The organism is Streptomyces sp. NPDC093568, from assembly GCF_044764945.1.
Lineage (GTDB): Bacteria > Actinomycetota > Actinomycetes > Streptomycetales > Streptomycetaceae > Streptomyces.
The window spans coordinates 309130-328435 of the sequence record NZ_JBIWJD010000002.1; the positions used below are offsets into that span (position 1 = coordinate 309130).

Below are 19306 nucleotides of genomic sequence, written 5' to 3' on the forward strand. Positions count from 1 at the left end.
ACCGCCCCCTCCTCTGCCCGGACCCTTTCCCTCAGGTAACCACCCACTCCGAAGTACGTACTTGAGCAGGCCGTTCCCTGCGACGAGCCTAAAGGCCATGACTGACAACCCCGTTGCTTCCCCCACCCCCCTGTCCCTCCTCGGCACCGGTGCCATGGGCACCGCCCTGGCCCGCGCGTGGCTCGCCGCCGGGCATCCGCTCACCGTCTGGAACCGCACGGCCGCCCGGGCCGAGCCGCTGGCCGCCGAGGGGGCGACCGTCGCCGCGAGCGCCGCCGACGCGGTGGCCGCGAACCGGCTGGTCGTCGTCTGCCTCCTCGACGACGCCTCGGTCGGCGAGGCCCTCGACGGCGCCGACCTGACCGGCCGTGACCTGGTGAACCTCACCACCGGCACCCCCACCCAGGGCCGCTGCCGCGCCGCGTGGGCCGAGGCGCGCGGCGCCCGTTTCCTGGACGCCGGGATCATGGCCGTACCGCCGGTGATCGGGGAGGCGGAGTCGGGGGCGTACGTCCTCTACAGCGGCTCCCCCGAGCTGTTCGAGGAGCACGCGGGGACCCTCGCCGTCCCGGCCGGCACCCGTTACGTCGGCGCGGACCCCGGCTTCGCGGCGCTGCACGACGTGGCGCTGCTGAGCGCGATGAACGGCATGTTCGCGGGCGTGCTGCACGCGTTCGCGCTGATCCGCCGGGAGGACATCGCCCCGACGGACTTCGCGCCGCTGCTGGTGTCGTGGCTCGGCGCGATGGCGCCCGCCGCGCACCAGGCCGCCGAGCAGCTGGAGAGCGGCGACTACGGCAAGGGTGTCGTGTCCAACCTCGCCATGCAGGTCGCGGGCAACGCCACCTTGCTGGCCACGGCCGAGGAGCAGGGCGTGAGCGCGGAGTTGCTGACGCCGTACACCACCCTCATGGAGCGGTGGCTCGCCGCGGGGCACGGCGACGAGGACACCACCGGCATCGTCGAACTGCTCGACCTGCGGCAGAGGTAGGCCCCGCCGGGGAGCGTCGGCTCACGCCAGCCACTGCTCGTACGCCAGCTTCGCCACCAGGCTGAACACCACCGTCAGCAGGACGGCCCGGACGAACCCGCTGCCCTTCTTCAGCGCGGTGTGCGCCCCCAGCGTGCCGCCCGCCAGGTTGAACACGGCCATCACGGCGGCCAGCTGCCACAGGACCGTGCCCTGCCAGGCGAAGGTGGCGAGCGCGCCGGCGTTGGTGCAGCAGTTGACGATCTTGGCGGTGGCGGAGGCGGTGACCAGGTCGAGGTGGAGCACGGCGGTGAGGGAGAGGACGAGGAAGGTGCCGGTGCCGGGGCCGATCAGGCCGTCGTAGAAGCCGATGCCCAGACCGGCCAGGCCGATCGCGGCGAGGACCCGGCGGCGCGAGGCCGGGCCCGTCGCCGGGGCCGTGCCGAACGCGGGGCGCAGGATCACGAAGGCGGCCACGGTGAGCAGCACCACCATGATCACGGGCTTCAGCACCTCGGTGCTCATGCCGGCCGCGAAGAAGGCGCCGCCGGAGGAGCCCGCGAGGGCCGCGAGACCGATGCGTACGGCGAGCCGTACGTCCACGGGGGCCTTGCGGGCGTAGGTCACCGCGGCACCCGAGGTGCCGACGATCGCGACCGCCTTGTTGGTGCCGAGCGCGTACGCGGCCGGGGTGCTCGCCGGGAGGCCGAGCAGCAGCGCGGGGAGCAGCAGGAGGCCGCCGCCGCCGACCACGGCGTCGATCCAGCCGGCCGCGAGGGCCGCGAGGCACAGGACGACGACCATGGTCAGCGATATGTCGGGCATGATCGCGACCCTAGGCAGCCGATACGTGCGTCGTCCATGTACATGAGGAGTATCTGAGGTTCGGGCACCGGCGGCGCACCTCACAGCCCGCCTCATTCGTGCCCCGCGAACCCTCACACCCGTCCCCCGGCCTCGCTGAGGGCAGCGTTCCCCGTGGGAAACAGACGTGATGCGGTCGGGAAACACCGGCATCGCACGCTCGTCACCATGACCTCGAATACGCGTGTGGTGGTGATCGGCGCCGGCCTCGCGGGCGTACGACTCGCCCGGCGGCTCGGCGAGCTCGGCACGCCCGTGACGCTCGTCGGCGACGAGGAGCACCGCCCGTACAACCGGGTGCTGCTCGCCGAGGTGCTGGCCGGACGGTACAGCCCCGACGTGATCGCCCTGCCGTCGCCCGCCCGGCTGACGCGTGGCCGGGTCGTCGGCATCGACCGCGAGGTGAGAGCCGTACACCTCGCGGACGGGTCGGAGATCGCATACGACTCGCTCGTCCTGGCCACCGGTTCCAACCCGGTGCTGCCGCCGCTGCGTGGCCTGTTCACCCCCGACCGCGAACTGCCGGAGGGCGTCCACGCCTTCCGGACGATGGACGACTGCCTGGGCCTGTCCAAGGCGGTACGGCCGGGTGCGCGGGCGGTCGTGATCGGCGGCGGGCTCCTCGGGGTCTCCGCGGCCCGTGCCCTCGCGCTGCGCGGCGCGCAGGTCGTGCTCGCCCAGCAGTCCGAGCGGCTGATGGAACGTCAGCTCGACCCGGCGGCCTCGAAGCTGGTCCGGCGCCATCTGGTCGACCTCGGCGTCGAGGTGCACACCGAGTGCCGGGTACGCGATGTGCGCTGCGTGGGCGGCGCGGTCCGCTCGGTCGAGATGCACGACGGATTCGCCCTCGACGCCGACCTCGTGGTCATCGCCTGCGGTGTGCACCCGCGCATCGGTCTGGCCAAGGACGCGGGGCTCGCCGTCCACAAGGGCGTCCTCGTCGACGACGAACTGCGCACCTCCGACCCGCGCATCCGGGCGATCGGCGACTGCGCACAGCACGACGGCACGGTCTACGGACTGGCCGCGCCCGCGCTCGAACAGGCAGATGTGCTGGCCGAGTCGCTCTCCGGCGACGCGGGCGCACGCTACACCGGCACCCGTGCGCTGACCCGTCTCACCCTGGCCGGCGAGTCGGCCTTCGACCTCGCCGCGTTCGGCGAGACCGAGGCCCTGCCCGGCGACGACGTCGTGCAGCTCGCCGACGCCACCCGCGGCACCTACCGCAAGGTCGTCGTCCGCGACGACCGCCTGGTCGGCGGGGTTCTCGTCGGCGAACTCGGCACCGTCGGCGCGCTCGCCCGCGCCTGGGAGGGAGCGGAGCCGCTCCCCGACGACGGCCCGCTGCTCCACCTGCTCACCAACGATGGAGGCTCCTGATGACCGCCACCCCGGAGGCCACGGAGGCCACCCCCACGATCGTGCTCGTCGGCCACGGCATGGTCGGCCAGCGCTTCCTGGAGGCGCTCGCCGAGCGCGGCCTGACCGTCACGCACCGCGTGGTCGTGCTGTGCGAGGAGCCGCGCCCGGCCTACGACCGCGTGGCGCTCACCTCGTACTTCTCGGGCAAGACGCCCGAGGACCTGTCCATGACGGACATGGAGTTCATCGAGACGCACGGCATCGAGCTGTACGTCGGCAACCCGGCCGTGGCCGTGGACCGCGAGGCGAAGAAGGTCACCGCCAGGTCCGGCGAGGTCTTCGAGTACGACACGCTCGTCCTGGCCACCGGCTCGTACCCGTTCGTGCCGCCGGTCCCGAACAAGGACGCCGAGGGCTGCTTCGTCTACCGCACGATCGAGGACCTGCTCGCGATCGAGGAGTACGCGAGGACGAAGGCCACGACCGGTGCCGTGGTCGGCGGCGGTCTGCTGGGCCTGGAGGCGGCCGGTGCGCTGAAGGGACTGGGGCTCGAGGCGCACATCGTGGAGTTCGCGCCGCGGCTGATGCCCGTCCAGGTCGACGAGGGCGGTGGCGCCGCGCTGCTGCGGACCATCGAGGACATGGGCCTGAGCGTGCACACCGGCGTCGGCACCCAGGAGATCGTGGTCGGCTCCGACGGCGCCGTCACCGGCATGAAGCTGTCCGACGGCTCCGAACTCGCCACGGACATGGTGGTGTTCAGCGCCGGTGTCCGCCCCCGCGACCAGCTGGCCCGCGACTGCGGTCTGACGGTCGGCGAGCGCGGCGGCATCACGGTCGACGAGCAGTGCCGTACGGTCGCCGACCCGGACGTGTTCGCGATCGGCGAGTGCGCGCTGGCCTCGGACGGCCGGGTGTACGGCCTGGTGGCGCCCGGTTACGAGCAGGCGGAGACGGCGGCGGCGACCATCGCCTCCGACGAGGCGGCGTTCCTCGGCGCCGACCTGTCCACCAAGCTGAAGCTGCTCGGCGTGGACGTGGCGTCCTTCGGTGACGCGCACGGCACCGCCGAGGACTGCCTGGACGTCGTGTACTCCGACTCCCGCGCCGGTCTGTACAAGAAGCTGGTCATCGGACGCGACGGCACGCTGCTCGGCGGCATCCTGGTCGGCGACGCGGAGGCGTACGGCACGCTGAAGGCGTTCACCGGCTCGGTCCCGCCGGTCTCGCCGGAGTCGCTGGTGCTGCCGGCCGGCGCCGGGGCGCCCGCCCAGCTCGGCCCGTCCGCGCTGCCGGACGAGGCGATCATCTGCTCCTGCAACAACGTCACCAAGGGCACGATCCGCGGCGCGGTCACCGACCACCGGTGCACGACCGTGCCCGAGGTGAAGAAGTGCACCAAGGCCGGTACGACCTGCGGCAGTTGCGTCAAGGTGCTCGGCCAGCTGATCAACGCCGAGCTGGAGGCGTCCGGCGTCGAGGTCGACAAGGGCCTGTGCGGCTGCTTCGCGCAGACCCGCGAGGAGCTGTACGAGATCGTCCTCGCCCTGCGCATCAACACCTACCAGGACCTGCTCGACCGCTACGGCCGCGACGGCGCCCGGGGCGGCGACGGCTGCGAGATCTGCAAGCCGGCGGTCGGCTCGATCATCGCCTCGCTCGCCCCGACGATCGGCGCGAGCGGCTATGTCCTGGACGGCGAGCAGGCGGCCCTGCAGGACAGCAACGACCACTTCCTCGCCAACATCCAGAAGAACGGCTCGTACTCCGTCGTACCGCGGATCGCCGGCGGTGAGATCACCCCGGAGGGCCTGATCGTGATCGGCGAGATCGCCCGCGACTTCGGCCTCTACACGAAGATCACCGGCGGCCAGCGCATCGACATGTTCGGCGCTCGGGTGGAGCAACTGCCGCTGATCTGGGCGAGGCTGGTGGACGCCGGTTTCGAGTCCGGCCACGCCTACGGCAAGGCGCTGCGCACGGTGAAGTCCTGTGTGGGTCAGACCTGGTGCCGCTACGGCGTCCAGGACTCGGTCCGGATGGCGATCGATCTGGAGCTGCGCTACCGGGGCCTGCGCTCCCCGCACAAGCTGAAGTCGGCGGTCTCCGGCTGCCAGCGCGAGTGCGCGGAGGCCCAGTCGAAGGACTTCGGCGTGATCGCCACGGCGGGCGGCTGGAACCTCTACGTCGGCGGCAACGGCGGCGCGACCCCGCGCCACGCGGACCTGCTCGCGCAGGACCTGTCCGACGCGGAGCTGATCCGGCTGATCGACCGGTTCCTGATGTTCTACATCCGCACCGCGGACCGCCTGGAGCGCACCAGCGTGTGGCTGGAGCGGATCCCCGGCGGCCTGGACCACGTCCGCGACGTGGTCGTCGAGGACTCGCTCGGCATCTGCGAGGAGCTGGAGTCCTTGATGGCCGCCCATGTCGCGAACTACCGCGACGAGTGGGCGGAGACCATCAAGGACCCGGAGAAGCTGGCCCGCTTCGTCTCCTTCGTCAACGCGCCCGACACCCCCGACCCCGTCGTCGGCTTCGTCCCCGAGCGCGACCAGATCAAGCCCGACCTGCCGCTGCTGACCATCGGCCAGCGCCCCCTGGAAGGAAGCGCCCAGCGATGACCCTGGCACCCGAGACCACCGACCTGAAGGTCCAAGTACGGCTGGACGAGGACTGGTTCACGGTCTGCGACCTGACCCGGCTGCTCCCGGGCCGTGGCGTGGCGGCACTGCTGCCGGACGGCGGCCAGGTGGCACTGTTCCGCGACCGGGCCGGTCAGCTGTACGCCATCGACAACCGCGACCCGTTCTGCGGCGCGGCGGTCCTCTCCCGCGGCCTGACCGGCACCCACCAGGGCCGCCCGTTCGTCGCCTCGCCGCTGCTGAAGCAGCGGTTCGACCTGGAGACCGGGCAGTGCCTGGACGAGGAGACGGTGCGGATCGCGACGTACGAGGTCCGGGCCTCGTAGGCAGTCTGAGGTCTGGGCCGCGTAGGAAGTTTGAGGTTCGGGCTTCGCAGGAAGTTTCTTGACCGATCGTTCTCCTTGATCTTAGGCTGCGACACGTGGCCAGGACCAAGGAGTTCGATCCCGAGGCCGCGCTCCAGGCAGCGCTTGAGCTGTTCTGGCGGCGCGGCTACGAGGCGACGTCGATGTCCGACCTCGTCGAGCACCTCGGCATCGGACGGGCGAGCCTGTACGCGACCTTCGGCAGCAAGCACGAGCTGTATCTGAGGGCGCTGGAGCGCTACGACCGGGCGGGGCTCCCGCCCATCGTGCGGGAGCTGTCCCAGCCGGGGCCCGCACTGCCGGCCGTACGCGAGGTCGTACGGCGGTACGCGACGGAGGCCGCCGACGCCCGGCTGCGTCTGACCGGCTGCATGATCACCAACGCGGCCGCCGAGCTCGCCCCGCACGACCCGGCCGCGGCCCGGCACGTGGAGCGCAACTGGGACCAGCTGGAGACGGTGCTGCACTCCGCACTGGTCCGCGCCCAGGCTCAGGGCGAACTGCCCGCCGACCGCGACCCGCTCACCCTCGCGCGCATGCTGCTGGTCCTGCTCCAGGGCCTGCGCGTGGTGGGCAAGGCCTCCTCGGACCCGGCGCGGGTACGGGACGCGGCGGAGCAGGCACTGGCGCTGCTGGACTGAGAGCCACCTCGACCGGCGATTCACCGAGCCCGGGGTGCTTTTTCTTGCCTCGATACTGAACCGATCGTTCAAGAAACCGACGAAGAGAAGGAACGCGCATGACAACCGCATCGCACCGGCCCCGCTTCACCGACCGCACCGCGCTGGTCACCGGCGCGGGCTCGGGCATCGGACGGACGATCGCCCTGGCCCTCGCCGCGGAGGGCGCGAACATCGTGGTGGTGGGCCGGAGGCCGGGCCCGCTGGAGGAGACGGTGGCGCTCATCCAGGAGGTGGGAGGCAAGGCGCTGGCGGTGCCCGCGGACGTCGCCCGCGCGACGGACATCGAGGCGGCGGTGACAGCCAGCGTGGCCCACTTCGGCTCCCTGGACGTGGCGGTGAACAACGCCGGTGTCTTCCGGGGCGGCGCGCCGCTGGCCGACCTCTCCGAGGAGGACTGGCGCACCCAGCTCGAGGTCAACGTCACGGGCGTGTTCCTGGCCCTCCAGGCCGAGATAAGCCAGATGCGCACCCAGTCGACCGGCGGCGCGATCGTCAACATCGCCTCCACCTTCGGCGTCCACACCCGCAACCCCGGCGCCGCCGCGTACGCCGCGACGAAGGCCGCCGTCTCCGTCCTCACCAGGGGCGCCGCCCTCGACCACATCCGCGAGGGCATCCGCATCAACGCGGTCAGCCCCGGCGCGGTGGAGACCCCGATGTCGCTGCGCCCCGGGGAGACGGACGAGGACCGGGCCACCCGCGCCCGGGCCACCCTCCCCCTCGGCCGCGTCTCGACCACGGCGGAGGTGGCCGCGGCCGTCCTCTACCTCGCCTCCGACGACGCCACGTCGGTGGTGGGCACGGACCTGGTGGTGGACAGCGGGGCGACGGCCTGAGAGATCCGCCGGTTCGGCCGTCCCGTTTCGATGAAGTGCCGCCCCCCGCTCCGCTCGGTTCAACCTTCTCCCGCCACGCGCCCTGTAGTGGGCAACAACTTGTGTGGATGCCACGGGGCGACAAGATGGACGGAGAGACGGGCCCATGGGTTTCGAACTGCTGGCGGCTGTGGCGCCGGGGGTGACCGCGGCGCTGGGATGGATGCTGACCTCGCGGGTCGGCCGGTCCAACTTCTGTGACGTATTGCTCGAGCTGGCTCGCGGACATGCCCGCAAGGGGCTCGAGCGAGAGCACCGACGCACGATCCGCATGCTGCTCCGCTCAGGGCGGGCGACCGGAGGTGATCAGAATTCGTGTTCGTGACCGTGTCAGGCTCGCACGAGAACCCGGCGGTGCCGGATCAGTTCACCCCGTTCTTCCTGGAGTGGGAGCCACAGGTCCGGCGCTATCTGGTGTGGCTTGAGGGCGACCTCTCGCTCATCGACGACGCCGCCCAGGAGACGATGATCAGCGCGTATCGTTACTGGCAACGTCTGTCGACCTTGGAGCAGCCTCGCGCATGGCTGTTCAAGGTCGCCGGCCAGCGCCTCGCCGACGCGCAGGAGGCTCGCAGCCGACTGGGGGTGTTCACCGAACTCCCGGACGTGTGCGACTCCTTCGCCTCGCGAGACGAGATCGGGACGTGCGATGACCGGCTGCACATCCTTGAGGCGGTACGAAGGCTTCCTCCTCAACAGGCTGCGGCCATGGCCCTTCTGATCCAGTACGACCTGCCATTCCGCGAGATCGCCGACATCCTCGGCATCTCCGTGGGTGCGGTCAAGAAGCACCTCCATCTGGCACGCAAACGGTTGAAGGAGTGGCTCGACACAGAGGAAGGGGGTTCCCATGGGGCTTGAGAAGCGGCTTCGCGAGGCGTCACGAGCTGTTGACGGCCTGTGGACGGACGGCCGGGCGACATGGGACCGACTGGCTCAACTCCGACGACACCTCCCATCGGCGGCCCCCTCGGACGTCGTCGGGCCGCCACCCGATGCCACAACCACTCCCGGTCTCATCACACTCGTCGCCCGGTGCCGCAAGAGCCTGGCGTCGGATTCCGGGGCGCTCCATGCGCGTTCGTCCCTGCGGGCCGTTGCCGAGGTTGCGGCCGTGGTTGGGCTCAGCCTGGTCGATCACGGGCCCGAGAGGCTCCGGGAACCCGCCCAGGGCCTTGTCGACAGGATTGCTCGGTTGACGACCTCCTCCGACGCCCAGGCCGTCGTCCTCACCGACACGGACGACTTGCCCCAGCTGCTGTCTCTTCTGGGCGGGCTGCTCGGGGAAGCCGGCATTGCCGCGGTCGGTGTCGCCTCGTCAGCAGAAGAAGAGGGCACCTATTGGGAGATGATGGAAATGATCGACACCCTCGATGAGGCGCGGGACACCATTCTCGAGATGCTGCGTAGGCTGTCGACATTCGAGCGCGCCTGGTCACAGCCCTACGCAGGTTGAGAACGCGAAGCATGCCGCTCTTGAGGCCGGACGCAGTCGCGGTCACACCTTCAGGGCGTCGTACGCCACCCCCGTCAGCCGCTCCGAGGCGCCCCAAAGCAGGTCGCTCATCGTGTCGTTGAGCGTCCACGGGGCGCGCCAGGACGGGGCGGGGGTCCCTCGCCACATCGCGAAGGACGGACCGGTGAAGGAGTCGGGGCGGACGGCGGGCGCGGTCGCGGCGTAGAGGGTGGGGAGCGCGCCGGCGTCGGCGGACTGGGCGAAGAGGCGGTTGCCGAGCAGGACGAGCCGCTCGCTGCCCCGGCGTCCTCGCATGCGCGGCCCCGCGGTCTGCAGGTTGGTGTCCGCGTACCCGGGGTGCGCGGCCGCCGCGATCACGTCGGCGCCCCGCACCGCCAACCTGCGCGCCAGCTCGTGGGTGAAGAGCAGGTTGGCCGTCTTCGAGCGGGCGTAGGCGAGCCAACGCCGGTAGCGGTGCTCGCTGTTGAGGTCGGTGAGGTCGACGTTGGACAGCGCGTGCAGCGGGCTGGAGACGGTCACCACCCGCGCGCCCGGGGTACCGAGCAGCGCGGGCAGCAGCAGACCGGTGAGCGCGAAGTGTCCTAGGTGGTTGACGCCGAACTGGGTCTCGAAGCCGTCCGCCGTCGTGCCGTACGGCAGCGCCATCACCCCGGCGTTGTTGACGAGCAGGTCGAGACGGTCGTAGGGGAAGGTCGCGGAGAACTCCCGTACGGAGCCGAGGTCCCCCAGGTCGAGGAGCTTCAACTCGGCTCGGGCGCCCGGGACTTCGCGCACCAGGCGGTCCCGTGCCGCTGTGCCCCGCGCCTCGCTCCGGCACGCGAGCACCACCCGCGCGCCCTTGCGCGCCAGCTCCCGCGCCGTGACGTGTCCGAGCCCGCTGTTGGCCCCGGTGACGACGGCGACGCGGCCGCTCAGATCGGGGATGTCCTGCGCGCTCCAGCCGGCCATGGCGAGTCCTTCCCGTGGGCAGGGACTGCGTCCAGCCTACGGCCGGCCGGCGGTGTCAGCGGTTCGCGCGCCGCCGGTGCACCGCCAGCAGCACCCCGCCGCCGGTCAGCAGCGCCGCCGCGCCGCCCGCCGCCAGGTACGGGGTGCTGTCGTCGCCGCCGGTCGCGGCGAGGTCGGTGCCGCCCTGGGACCCGGAGTCGTCGGCGGGGGCGGCCGCCTCGCCCTCGGCCTCGTCGTCCGCCTCGCTCCCGGCCTCGTTCTCGGCCGGGACGAAGTCGGCGGGCGGGTTGTCGCAGCCGATGCCGTCGTCGTCGCGGTCGAGGTGTTCGCCGTAGTGCTCGTCGTTCGCGGGGATGTCGGAGTACCCGTTGGCGTACGCCTCGGCGCAGTTCTTGAACGGATGGTCACCGTCATGGGCGGCGGCGGTGGCCGGCAGCGCGGCCAGGGCCAGCGCGGCGACGACGGCGGCGCCGGGCTTGCGGAGCAGGTTCACGGGGAGTCCTTCCCTGGGTGGTTCACGAGGTGACGAACGTAGCCAGGGGCCGCAGGTGCGGCGGAGTTATGAAGGACCCGTGATACTAACGTGACGTGACCGGACGGTAGCTCTCCGCATACCCCTCGGGATACCCCTGGGGATACCCCTGCGCATGTCCCTCCATACGGTCCTCGTAACCGGCGGGCAGCGGGCGCGTGTCCAGGTAGAACCACTCGGCCTCGGGGCCGGGGGCAGGGCGCGGGGGCTCGGGCGCCGGGGCGACGGGGACCTCCGTCCTCGCCGGGCCCGGCATCAGCAGCTCCACGCGCAGGCCCAGCCCCCGCTGCTGCGCGGTGAACTCCTCCACCTGGCTGCGGCAGGCGTGGTCCAGGTGTGTCACGCCGGTCAGGTCCAGGCGGATGCGGGGCCTGCCGGAGGCCGCCGCGTCCTCCAGGGCCTCGATGAGCCGCGGCAGCCGCAGGAACGTCGCGTTGCCGGCCATGACGACCTTCGCGGTGTCGTCCTCGACGTGCTGCCGGATCACCGTCTGCGACATGCGCAGGGCGGCCAGCACGATCCCGGCGGCGAGGCCGATCAGGACGCCTTCCAGCAGTGCGGTGGCGACGATGACCAGCGTGGTCACGGTCATCACCGCGAACTCGCCCCGGTCCTGGCGCCACATCTTCGGGAACTCCTCCGGCGCGAACAGCTTCCACCCGCTGTGCACGAGGACGCCCGCGAGCACCGAGATCGGGATCAGCGCCAGGACCTGAGGCAGCAGCAGCGCGAAGGCCAGCAGCCACAGGCCGTGCAGGGTGCGGGAGATACGGGTCTTCGCGCCCGCCTGGACGTTCGCCGAACTGCGGGCCACCACGGCCGTGATGGGGAGGGCGCCGAGGATGCCCGCGACCGTGTTCCCGGCGCCCTGGGCGATGAGTTCGGTGTTGTAGCGGGTGCGCGGGCCGCTGTGCATCCGGTCCACGGCGGCCGCGGTGAACAGGCTCTCCGCCGACGCGATCACCGTGAAGGTGAGGACGGACGTGATGACCGCCGCGTCCGCGAGGCCCGCGAACTCCTCCGCCCCCGGCACCCGGACCGACGCCAGCAGATTGCCGACCTGGAGTGTCTTCACGTCCACGCCGGGCAGCGCGGCGACCGCGATGCCGATGCCGACCGCCACCAACGCCGCCGGGATCCGCTTCGCCGGGCCCGGCACCTTCTTCCACACGAAGCTCAGCACGATCGTGGCGATGCCGAGCAGCGTGGCGATCATCGCCTGCCGGTCGGTGAGGATGTCGCCGAACAGGCCCGGAATCCCGGCCATGTTCTCGATCGGCGTGCCCGGCGCCTTGGCGTCGGCCATCGGATAGGCCTGGCTGAACATCAGCGGCAGCCCGATGCCGGCCAGCATCCCCTGGACCACGGCGATGGAGATCGCCTGGAACATCCGGCCCAGGCGTACGACCCCGAGCACGATCTGCAGGATGCCGGAGCCGAGGACGATCACGCCCAGCATCGCCAGGCCGTGTTCCAGCACCGTCTCCGCGACCAGCGCGGCGAGCCCGGCGGCCGGCCCGCTGACCTGGAGCGTGCTGCCCCGGACCGCGCCGACGACCAGGCCGCCGATCACGCCCGAGATGATGCCGAGTTCGGCCGGGACACCGGAGGCCACGGCGACACCGATGCACAGCGGCAGGGCGACGAGGAAGACGACGAGGGAGGCGGTGATCTCGTTCGCGAGGTCGGGCTTGGCGCCGCCCTTCTTCGACCCGCCGCCCTTCTTCGGCCCGCCGGCCGTTTTCGTACCGCCGGCCGCTTTCGTACCCCCGGCCGTTTTCATACCGCCGGACCCACGCCCGCGCGCATGCGCCCCGCTCATCCGCTATGCACCCGGAACCGTCCGTCGCCCTCCAGCTCGTGCACCCGCCCGGTGTCGACCTCGTAGTACCAGCCGTGCAGCCGCAGCCGCCCCCCGTCCAGCCGCTGCCGCACCACCGGGTAAGTCCGCAGTACGGCCAGCTGGTTGACGACATTGCCCTGCGCCACGTCCGGCAGCGAGGGGTCGTCCGAGGCGGTGGTGAGGACCGGCGCCAGTTCGGGGCGGGCCAGCTGGAGCCAGGCGTCCACGCCGGGCAGCGCGGTCAGGTCGTCGCCGGACTTCAGCGCGCCCATCGCGCCGCAGTGTGAGTGACCGCACACGACGATGTCCTGAACCCCGAGCACCTCCAGTGCGTACTCGATGGTGGCGGCCTCCCCGGACGCGCCGGGGCTGCCGTACGGCGGCACGATATTGCCCGCGTTTCGCAGCTCGAATATCTCACCGGGGCGCGCGCCGGTAATCAGGGCGGGTATGACCCGCGAGTCCGAGCAGGTAATGAAGAGCGCCTCGGGATATTGCCCCTCGGCCAGTTTCCGGTATTCATCGCTCTCGAAATCGACCCTGCGCCCGAACGAGCGGGCGCGGTCCAGCAATGCCTTCAACGATGCCTCCTCAGCTGGAAGTTCGACCAGTTCACCGCACCGTAGAGGAGGGCACACCAGCGGAAGGTTAAGTAAAGGACAGTGCGCGTCCAGTAATTGGACATTCTTTGTCGCAATGCCCGGCAAGCGCTTGTCCCCTGTAGCGTGTCGACGTCAGGGCAGAGAATGTGAATTCACGGAGAGACAGGACGCATGGGCATACGAGTGCTGCTCATCGAGGACGACGAGACGATCGCCGAACCGCTCACCGAGGGGCTCGGCCACTTCGGACTGACGGTGGATCATGTCACCACCGGCGCGGAGGGGTTGAGAAGCGAGTACGGCGATGTCGTCCTGCTCGACCTCGGGTTGCCGGACATGGACGGCATCGACGTGTGCCGGGGCATCCGGCGGGTCTCGGACGTGCCGGTGATCATCCTGAGTGCGCGGGGTGAGGAGGCCGACCGGGTGCTGGGCCTGGAGCTGGGGGCCGACGACTATCTGGCGAAACCGTTCAGCATCCGGGAGCTGGTGGCACGGGTGCGCGCCGTGACCCGGCGGACCCAGCGCGCGGAGACGCCGGCGGAGGCGGGCCCGGAGCCCGCTCTCGAGCGTGGGCGTACGGAGGCGCTGGTGGAGCGGCTGCGCGCGGAGGCGGCGGCCGCACCGGCGCTCACCGCACCGCCCGCGCCCCTGTCGTACGAGGCCGCGCCGGCCTCGTCGTACGAGGAACCCCCTCCCCCACCCTCGTACCCGCCCGGCCCCCTCGTCGTCGACCGCCGCACCCGTCAGGTCTGGGTGGGCGAGATCCCCGTAACGCTCACCCCCAAGGAGTTCGAGCTGCTGGCGCTGCTGACCGAGGATCCGGGCGCGGTCTACTCGCGGCAGCAGATCCTGGACCGGGTGTGGGACCCGCACTACGAGGGCCCGACCAAGACGCTGGACGTCCATGTCGCCGCGCTGCGGCGGAAGTTGGGCGACTCGGCGTGGATCCAGACGCTGCGCGGGGTCGGTTTCCGGCTGGCGGTGCAGACCGATCCGGGCGGGCAGCGGGTGTCCTCGCCGTGACCCGGCGGCTGCTGTTCAGCTATCTCAGCCTCGCCGCGCTCGTGCTGGCCTGCCTGGAGATCCCGCTGGGCTTCGTGTACTCGCGCAGCGAGCGGGAGCGGGTGGTCAACGCGGCGAAGGACGAGGCCGAGTCGGTGTCCGCGTACGCCTCGCTCTCGCTCAGCGCGGGGCGGGCCCGGCGGGACCTGCCCCGCCGGGTGGTGCACTGCGCCGAGCGCATCGGCGGCAAGGTGGTGATCGTGGACGCCTCGGGCGCGCTGCTCGCCACCTCGCATCCGCGGGCCGCCGTCATGTCGTCCGATCTCGCCACCCGCCCCGGGATCGCGGCGGCACTGCGGGGCACGTCCACCGTGGACGTGCGCACGTCGACCATCGGCGGGGTCGAGTATCTGTCGGTGGCCTCGCCGGTCCGGCACGCCACGGGTCTGCAGGGTGCCGTGTGGCTGACGGTGCCGACCCGGACGGTGCACGAACGGGTCCATCACGTCTGGCTGCTGCTGTGCCTGGGCGGGCTCGGGGTGCTGGCGGCGGTCGCCGTGGTGGGGTTCGCGATCGCCCGCTGGACCGGGCGGCCGATCCGCGAACTGGAGCGTGCCACCCATGAGCTGGCGGAGGGCGGCCGGGCCACGCCGGTGACGATGACCAAGGGCCCGCCGGAGGTGCGCCGGCTGGCCACCGCGTTCAACCGTACGGCGGCCCGGCTCGCCCATCTCCTCGCCGCCCAGCGGGCGTTCGCGGGCGAGGCGTCGCACCAGCTGAAGACGCCGCTCGCGGCGCTGCGGCTGAGGCTGGAGAACCTGGAGCCGAACGTGACCGACCCCGGCCTCGGCAGCCTCGCCGCCGCAGTGACCGAGACGGACCGGCTCTCCCGGATGGTCGAAGGGCTGCTGGCGATGGCCCGTCTGGAGGAGGACTCCGCGACGCCGGCCCCGGTCGACGTCGGCGGGGTCTGCGCGGAACGGCACCGCACCTGGCTGCCGCTCTTCGAGCAGCGGCGGGTCGCGCTGGTGCTGTTCGCGGGCAGCGTGGGTCCGGTGCTCGCGGTGCCGGGCGGGGTGGAGCAGATCGTGGACAACCTACTCTCCAACGCCCTGCGCGCCTCGCCGCCGGACAGCACCGTGACCATCGAGCTACGGCTCCGTGTGCCGGCCCGGCGTGCCCTGCGGGACGCCCGCCCCGCCTGGGTCGACCTGCACATCACCGACGAGGGGCCCGGTATGACGCCGGAGCAGCGCGCCCGCGCCTTCGACCGCTTCTGGCGCGCGCCGGGCGCCCCCAAGGGCGGTACGGGGCTGGGATTGTCGCTGGTCCAGCGGCTGGCCCACGCGAGCGGCGGCGAGGCGAGCCTGCACGCCTCGGCCGCGGGCGGGCTGGACGCGGTGGTCCGCCTGCCGTCGGCGGAACCGCCGCGCGAGGGTCACGGTCCGGGCGCGGACCGGCCCGGGCAGCGCAAGCGGGTGGTGCCGGCGTTGCCGGCGTGAGCGGGCACCGGCGTTGTCGAGCGCCCATTGGCAGCTCGCAGGTGCGCCGTCCGGCGGTCATCAACTGGCCACGGCCCGTCCACCCTGCTCCTCTAGGTTCCATGCCGCTCCCTCGCACGACCCCGTCGCCGACCGGCGGCGGGGCGGTACGGCACCTCTTGGAGTGAGAGTGGAACGTCGTCACCTCCTGCGTGCGGCCGTCCTCGGCGGTTCCGCCGCCGTGTTCGGCGGAACCCTGTGGCGCGGCGCCGCGTACGCCGCGCCCGCGCAGCCCGGCACAGGCCCCTACGGCGCGCTGGGCTCGCCCGACGCCAACGGCATCAGACTGCCGAGCGGCTTCACCAGCCGGGTCATCGCCCGTTCCGGCCAGACGGTCCCCGGCACCTCGTACACCTGGCACAACGCCCCCGACGGCGGGGCCTGTTACCCGGACGGCTCGGGCTGGATCTACGTCTCCAACTCGGAGATCAACCCATCCGGCGGCGCGAGCGCGGTGAAGTTCTCGTCGGCGGGCGCGGTCACGGGCGCGTACCGCATCCTCTCGGGCACCCGGCAGAACTGCGCGGGCGGCAAGACGCCCTGGAACACCTGGCTGTCCTGCGAGGAGGTGTCCCTCGGCTACGTCTACGAGACCGACCCCTGGGGCACGAACGCGGCGGTCCGCCGGGCCGCGATGGGCCGCTTCAAGCACGAGGCGGCGGCGGCCGACCCGGTGCGCAGGGTGGTCTACCTGACCGAGGACGAGACCAACGGCCGCTTCTACCGCTTCGTCCCGACGACGTGGGGCGACCTGTCCGCCGGCACGCTCCAGGTGATGGTCGCGGGCAGCGGCACCTCGGGCTCCTTCAGCTGGGCGAACGTCCCCGACCCGGACGGCTCCCCCACGGCGACCCGCTCCCAGGTGTCCGGCTCCAAGTCCTTCAACGGCGGCGAGGGTTGCTACTACGCCGACGACACGGTGTGGTTCACCACCAAGGGCGACAACCGCGTCTGGCAGCTCAACCTGACGGCGAACACCTACGAGTTGGCGTACGACGACTCCCTGGTCACCTCCGGCACGGCCCCGCTGACCGGCGTCGACAACATCACCGGCTCCTCGTCCGGGGACCTGTTCGTCGCCGAGGACGGCGGCAACATGGAGATCTGCGTGATCACCCCGGGCGACGTCATCGCGCCGTTCCTGCGGATCGACGGCCAGTCGGGCTCGGAGATCACCGGCCCGGCGTTCTCCCCGGACGGAAGGCGGCTGTACTTCTCCAGCCAGCGGGGCACCAGCGGCAGTTCGTCGGGCGGGATCACGTACGAGGTGACGGGCCCCTTCCGCGCCTAGCGATCCGGCGATCCGGCGATCACAAAACAGCCACACTTCCTCCACATCAGATCACCGGGCATTACGGTCATCCCCTCACGCAACACCAGTGGGGGGATGACATGACCCATCCGTACACCTCGGCACCCTTGCCGCAGCCACCCTCGCGCCCGGCCCCCAGGTGGGCCCGGAAACGCTACGCACTCCCCGCGCTCGCCCTGGCCTTCTTCGTCGGCCTCGGCGCGGGCGGCGCGTCGGGCGACGACTCGAAGAACACCGAGGCACGGCCCAAGGCGGCGTCACCCCAGCCGACGGTCACCGTCACGACGACCACGACGGCACCGGCCGAGGAACCCGAACCGGCGCCGACGGTGACCGCCACGAGGACGATCAGGGCCACGACCACGGTCACGGCGCCCGCTCCGGCCGCGGACAGCGGCACCGTCTCCGACGAGGACAGCGGCAGCGGTAGCGGTAGCGCCAGCGGCGGCGACGGGGGCTCCTCCGGCGGCGATGTCTACTACGACAACTGCGACGCCGCCCGAGCCGCCGGGGCCGCGCCGGTCTACGCGGGCGACCCCGGTTACGGCCGTCACCTCGACCGGGACGGGGACGGCGTGGGCTGCGAGTGACTCACTGGTGCGGAGCGTCAGGGGGCGGGAGACGGTAGGTGAGCTCCAGGTCGACGGAATCGACGCCGTCCACCGCCTCCAGAGCGGGGATCCGGTCCTCCGCGACGGTGCCGGAGAGCGTGCCGAGGATGGGCTGCTCGCCCGTGACCGTCAGGCCCTCCCGTCGCAGGGCCTCGACGACCTCCGCGAACCGGTCGGGGTCGACCGCGAGGACGACCCCGACCGGCCCGGACCGGGACGGCTCGGTCACGGGGCCTGCAGCAGGCCCGCGCCGACGTCCCTGAGGGGCTGCATCAGCGGGAACGCGCCGGACTTCATGGCGGCCATGAGGTCGGGCGCGGAGATGGCGGGGTTCGCCTCGACCAGCAGCGCGAGGACTCCCGCGACATGCGGTGTGGCCATGCTGGTGCCGCTCAGGCTCTGGTAGCCGCCCCCGGGGGCGGCCGAGCGCACATCTCTGCCCGGCGCGGCGATGTTGACCTCGCCGCCCTGGCCGTTGATGCCGCCGTTGGAGAAGAACGACGGCGTGACGGACTTGTCGAGCGCCGCCACCGCGAGGATGGAGGGGCAGTTGGCGGGCCGGCTGACGGGTTCGATGCGCGGGGGCCTGCGGCTGTCGTTGCCGGCGGCGGCGACGATCACCGTCCCCTGTTCCAGTGCGCGCTTGGCCAGGATCTCGTAGGTCTGCGGGAAGAGCTCCCCCGGTCGGACGAACCCGCCCAGCGACATGGAGATCACCCGCGCACCACGGGAGACCGCCCAGGCCATGCCCGCGAGGATCTGGCCGTCGGTGCCGCTGCCCGCGTTGCTGAGCACCTTCCCGGCGAGGATCCGCGCGTCGCACGCCACGCCGTAGCGGGGTCCCTGCTGGGGGTGGGCCGGGCCGGCGACGGTGCCGATGCAGTGCGTGCCATGGCCGTTGCCGTCCTCCACGGACTCGCCGAGCACGAAGGACATCGTCTCCTCGAGACAGCCGACCAGGTCGGGGTGGTCGGTGTCCACACCGGTGTCGAGGACGGCGATCTTCGCACCGCGTCCGGTCAGATGGGACAGGTTGGCCCGGATGGCCTGCAGTCCCCACGTCCAGGCCTGCTCGTCCCAGGCGGGGCCCTGCGCGGCCGCCATCTCGGCCCTGGAGTGCCGTACGACGACGTCCTCGTCGCTGCGGTACGCCGGGAAGAACTCGGTCGGCGCCTGCGTCGGGGCGGTGATCGGCATGGCGTACACCCTGCGTTCCGGCTCCGCCGCGATGATCGTCGGCTCGGCCTCGGCCGTGGTCACCAGCGCGTGGCGCTGCTCGGGCCGCACCTCGACCACGGCGGCGCCGAGTTCCTCGAACTGCACCGAGACGTCCGGGTTCTCCAGCAGTTCGGAGACGTTCTGGATTTCGGATCCGCGGACGCGTTCGACGTTCGCTATGCCTGCGGAGGAACGCAGCGCGTTCAGCCCGCTCTCCTGGTTGCCCTGGTCGAGCAGGACCACGTACCGCCCGGTGTAGTCAGCACCCTGGCCGGTAGCGTGGCCGTTGGGCCGGTCGGGCTGCCCGCCGAAGGCGCGCCTGTCCATGGGTCCGTTCGCCATTGAATTTCCCGCTTTCTGTGTGCTCCCCCTTGGTCGGACGCACGTCGAGGCACGGAGCGGCGGTTGGCCGGGAAGGTGGAATGAGATCCGAGTCCGGTCCAGGCCGGTCCG

At 71.7% G+C, this 19306-nt stretch carries 20 protein-coding genes; 13 read left to right on the plus strand and 7 right to left on the minus strand.

What is annotated here, in order from left to right:
- Nucleotides 1-97: 97 nt before the first annotated feature.
- Nucleotides 98-991, plus strand: coding sequence for an NAD(P)-dependent oxidoreductase (locus ACIRD7_RS10920; RefSeq protein ID WP_403452244.1), 894 nt, complete (start codon nt 98-100; stop codon nt 989-991).
- 21 nt (nt 992-1012) lie between these two features.
- Here ACIRD7_RS10920 and ACIRD7_RS10925 read toward each other — a convergent pair whose 3' ends face one another.
- On the minus strand, nt 1013-1795 hold the full coding sequence (locus ACIRD7_RS10925; protein ID WP_403452246.1) for a sulfite exporter TauE/SafE family protein: 783 nt from the start codon (nt 1793-1795) through the stop codon (nt 1013-1015).
- 207 nt (nt 1796-2002) lie between these two features.
- Here ACIRD7_RS10925 and ACIRD7_RS10930 point away from each other — a divergent pair, with 207 nt between their 5' ends.
- The 8 genes from ACIRD7_RS10930 to ACIRD7_RS10965 all read left to right on the plus strand — a co-directional run bounded on the left by ACIRD7_RS10930 (nt 2003) and on the right by ACIRD7_RS10965 (nt 9220).
- Nucleotides 2003-3214: an NAD(P)/FAD-dependent oxidoreductase gene (locus ACIRD7_RS10930; protein ID WP_403452248.1), complete on the plus strand. Its 1212-nt coding sequence runs from the start codon at nt 2003-2005 to the stop codon at nt 3212-3214.
- The gene (gene nirB, locus ACIRD7_RS10935; RefSeq protein ID WP_403452249.1) at nt 3214-5820 is read left to right on the plus strand and encodes a nitrite reductase large subunit NirB; all 2607 of its coding nucleotides are present in this window, start codon (nt 3214-3216) and stop codon (nt 5818-5820) included. Before ACIRD7_RS10930 ends, nirB begins: the two co-directional genes overlap by 1 nt.
- Nucleotides 5817-6167: a nitrite reductase small subunit NirD gene (nirD, locus tag ACIRD7_RS10940; protein WP_403452251.1), complete on the plus strand. Its 351-nt coding sequence runs from the start codon at nt 5817-5819 to the stop codon at nt 6165-6167. Before nirB ends, nirD begins: the two co-directional genes overlap by 4 nt.
- A 95-nt stretch (nt 6168-6262) precedes the next feature.
- Nucleotides 6263-6847: a TetR/AcrR family transcriptional regulator gene (locus tag ACIRD7_RS10945; RefSeq protein WP_403452252.1), complete on the plus strand. Its 585-nt coding sequence runs from the start codon at nt 6263-6265 to the stop codon at nt 6845-6847.
- Nucleotides 6848-6945: 98 nt separating this feature from the next.
- On the plus strand, nt 6946-7725 hold the full coding sequence (locus tag ACIRD7_RS10950; RefSeq protein WP_403452254.1) for an SDR family NAD(P)-dependent oxidoreductase: 780 nt from the start codon (nt 6946-6948) through the stop codon (nt 7723-7725).
- 145 nt (nt 7726-7870) lie between these two features.
- Nucleotides 7871-8089: a hypothetical protein gene (locus ACIRD7_RS10955; protein ID WP_403452256.1), complete on the plus strand. Its 219-nt coding sequence runs from the start codon at nt 7871-7873 to the stop codon at nt 8087-8089.
- On the plus strand, nt 8080-8625 hold the full coding sequence (locus tag ACIRD7_RS10960; RefSeq protein WP_403452258.1) for an RNA polymerase sigma factor: 546 nt from the start codon (nt 8080-8082) through the stop codon (nt 8623-8625). Before ACIRD7_RS10955 ends, ACIRD7_RS10960 begins: the two co-directional genes overlap by 10 nt.
- Nucleotides 8615-9220: a DUF6099 family protein gene (locus ACIRD7_RS10965; RefSeq protein ID WP_403452260.1), complete on the plus strand. Its 606-nt coding sequence runs from the start codon at nt 8615-8617 to the stop codon at nt 9218-9220. Before ACIRD7_RS10960 ends, ACIRD7_RS10965 begins: the two co-directional genes overlap by 11 nt.
- 42 nt (nt 9221-9262) lie before the next feature.
- On the opposite strand, the gene ACIRD7_RS10970 is transcribed toward ACIRD7_RS10965, so the two are convergent.
- From ACIRD7_RS10970 to ACIRD7_RS10985, 4 genes are all read right to left on the minus strand, one after another.
- Complete coding sequence (locus tag ACIRD7_RS10970) at nt 9263-10189, minus strand: oxidoreductase (protein ID WP_403452261.1); 927 nt, start codon at nt 10187-10189, stop codon at nt 9263-9265.
- 55 nt (nt 10190-10244) lie between these two features.
- The gene (locus ACIRD7_RS10975; RefSeq protein WP_403452263.1) at nt 10245-10682 is read right to left on the minus strand and encodes an excalibur calcium-binding domain-containing protein; all 438 of its coding nucleotides are present in this window, start codon (nt 10680-10682) and stop codon (nt 10245-10247) included.
- A gap of 85 nt (nt 10683-10767) precedes the next feature.
- Nucleotides 10768-12504, minus strand: coding sequence for a SulP family inorganic anion transporter (locus tag ACIRD7_RS10980; RefSeq protein WP_403452264.1), 1737 nt, complete (start codon nt 12502-12504; stop codon nt 10768-10770).
- 35 nt (nt 12505-12539) lie between these two features.
- Nucleotides 12540-13145, minus strand: coding sequence for a carbonic anhydrase (locus ACIRD7_RS10985; protein ID WP_403452266.1), 606 nt, complete (start codon nt 13143-13145; stop codon nt 12540-12542).
- A 192-nt stretch (nt 13146-13337) separates the two neighbouring features.
- Here ACIRD7_RS10985 and ACIRD7_RS10990 point away from each other — a divergent pair, with 192 nt between their 5' ends.
- From ACIRD7_RS10990 to ACIRD7_RS11005, 4 genes are all read left to right on the plus strand, one after another.
- The gene (locus ACIRD7_RS10990) at nt 13338-14192 is read left to right on the plus strand and encodes a response regulator transcription factor (protein WP_403452268.1); all 855 of its coding nucleotides are present in this window, start codon (nt 13338-13340) and stop codon (nt 14190-14192) included.
- The gene (locus ACIRD7_RS10995) at nt 14189-15673 is read left to right on the plus strand and encodes an ATP-binding protein (protein WP_403452270.1); all 1485 of its coding nucleotides are present in this window, start codon (nt 14189-14191) and stop codon (nt 15671-15673) included. Before ACIRD7_RS10990 ends, ACIRD7_RS10995 begins: the two co-directional genes overlap by 4 nt.
- Nucleotides 15674-15842: 169 nt before the next feature.
- Entirely contained in the window at nt 15843-17003 is a 1161-nt protein-coding gene (locus ACIRD7_RS11000; protein WP_403452271.1) for an alkaline phosphatase PhoX, read from the plus strand.
- 101 nt (nt 17004-17104) lie between these two features.
- Complete coding sequence (locus ACIRD7_RS11005; protein ID WP_403452273.1) at nt 17105-17614, plus strand: excalibur calcium-binding domain-containing protein; 510 nt, start codon at nt 17105-17107, stop codon at nt 17612-17614.
- A gap of 1 nt (nt 17615) precedes the next feature.
- Here ACIRD7_RS11005 and ACIRD7_RS11010 read toward each other — a convergent pair whose 3' ends face one another.
- Complete coding sequence (locus ACIRD7_RS11010) at nt 17616-17864, minus strand: hypothetical protein (protein ID WP_403452275.1); 249 nt, start codon at nt 17862-17864, stop codon at nt 17616-17618.
- On the minus strand, nt 17861-19195 hold the full coding sequence (locus ACIRD7_RS11015; protein ID WP_403452277.1) for a S8 family peptidase: 1335 nt from the start codon (nt 19193-19195) through the stop codon (nt 17861-17863). Before ACIRD7_RS11015 ends, ACIRD7_RS11010 begins: the two co-directional genes overlap by 4 nt.
- Between the last annotated feature and the right edge of the window lie 111 nt (nt 19196-19306).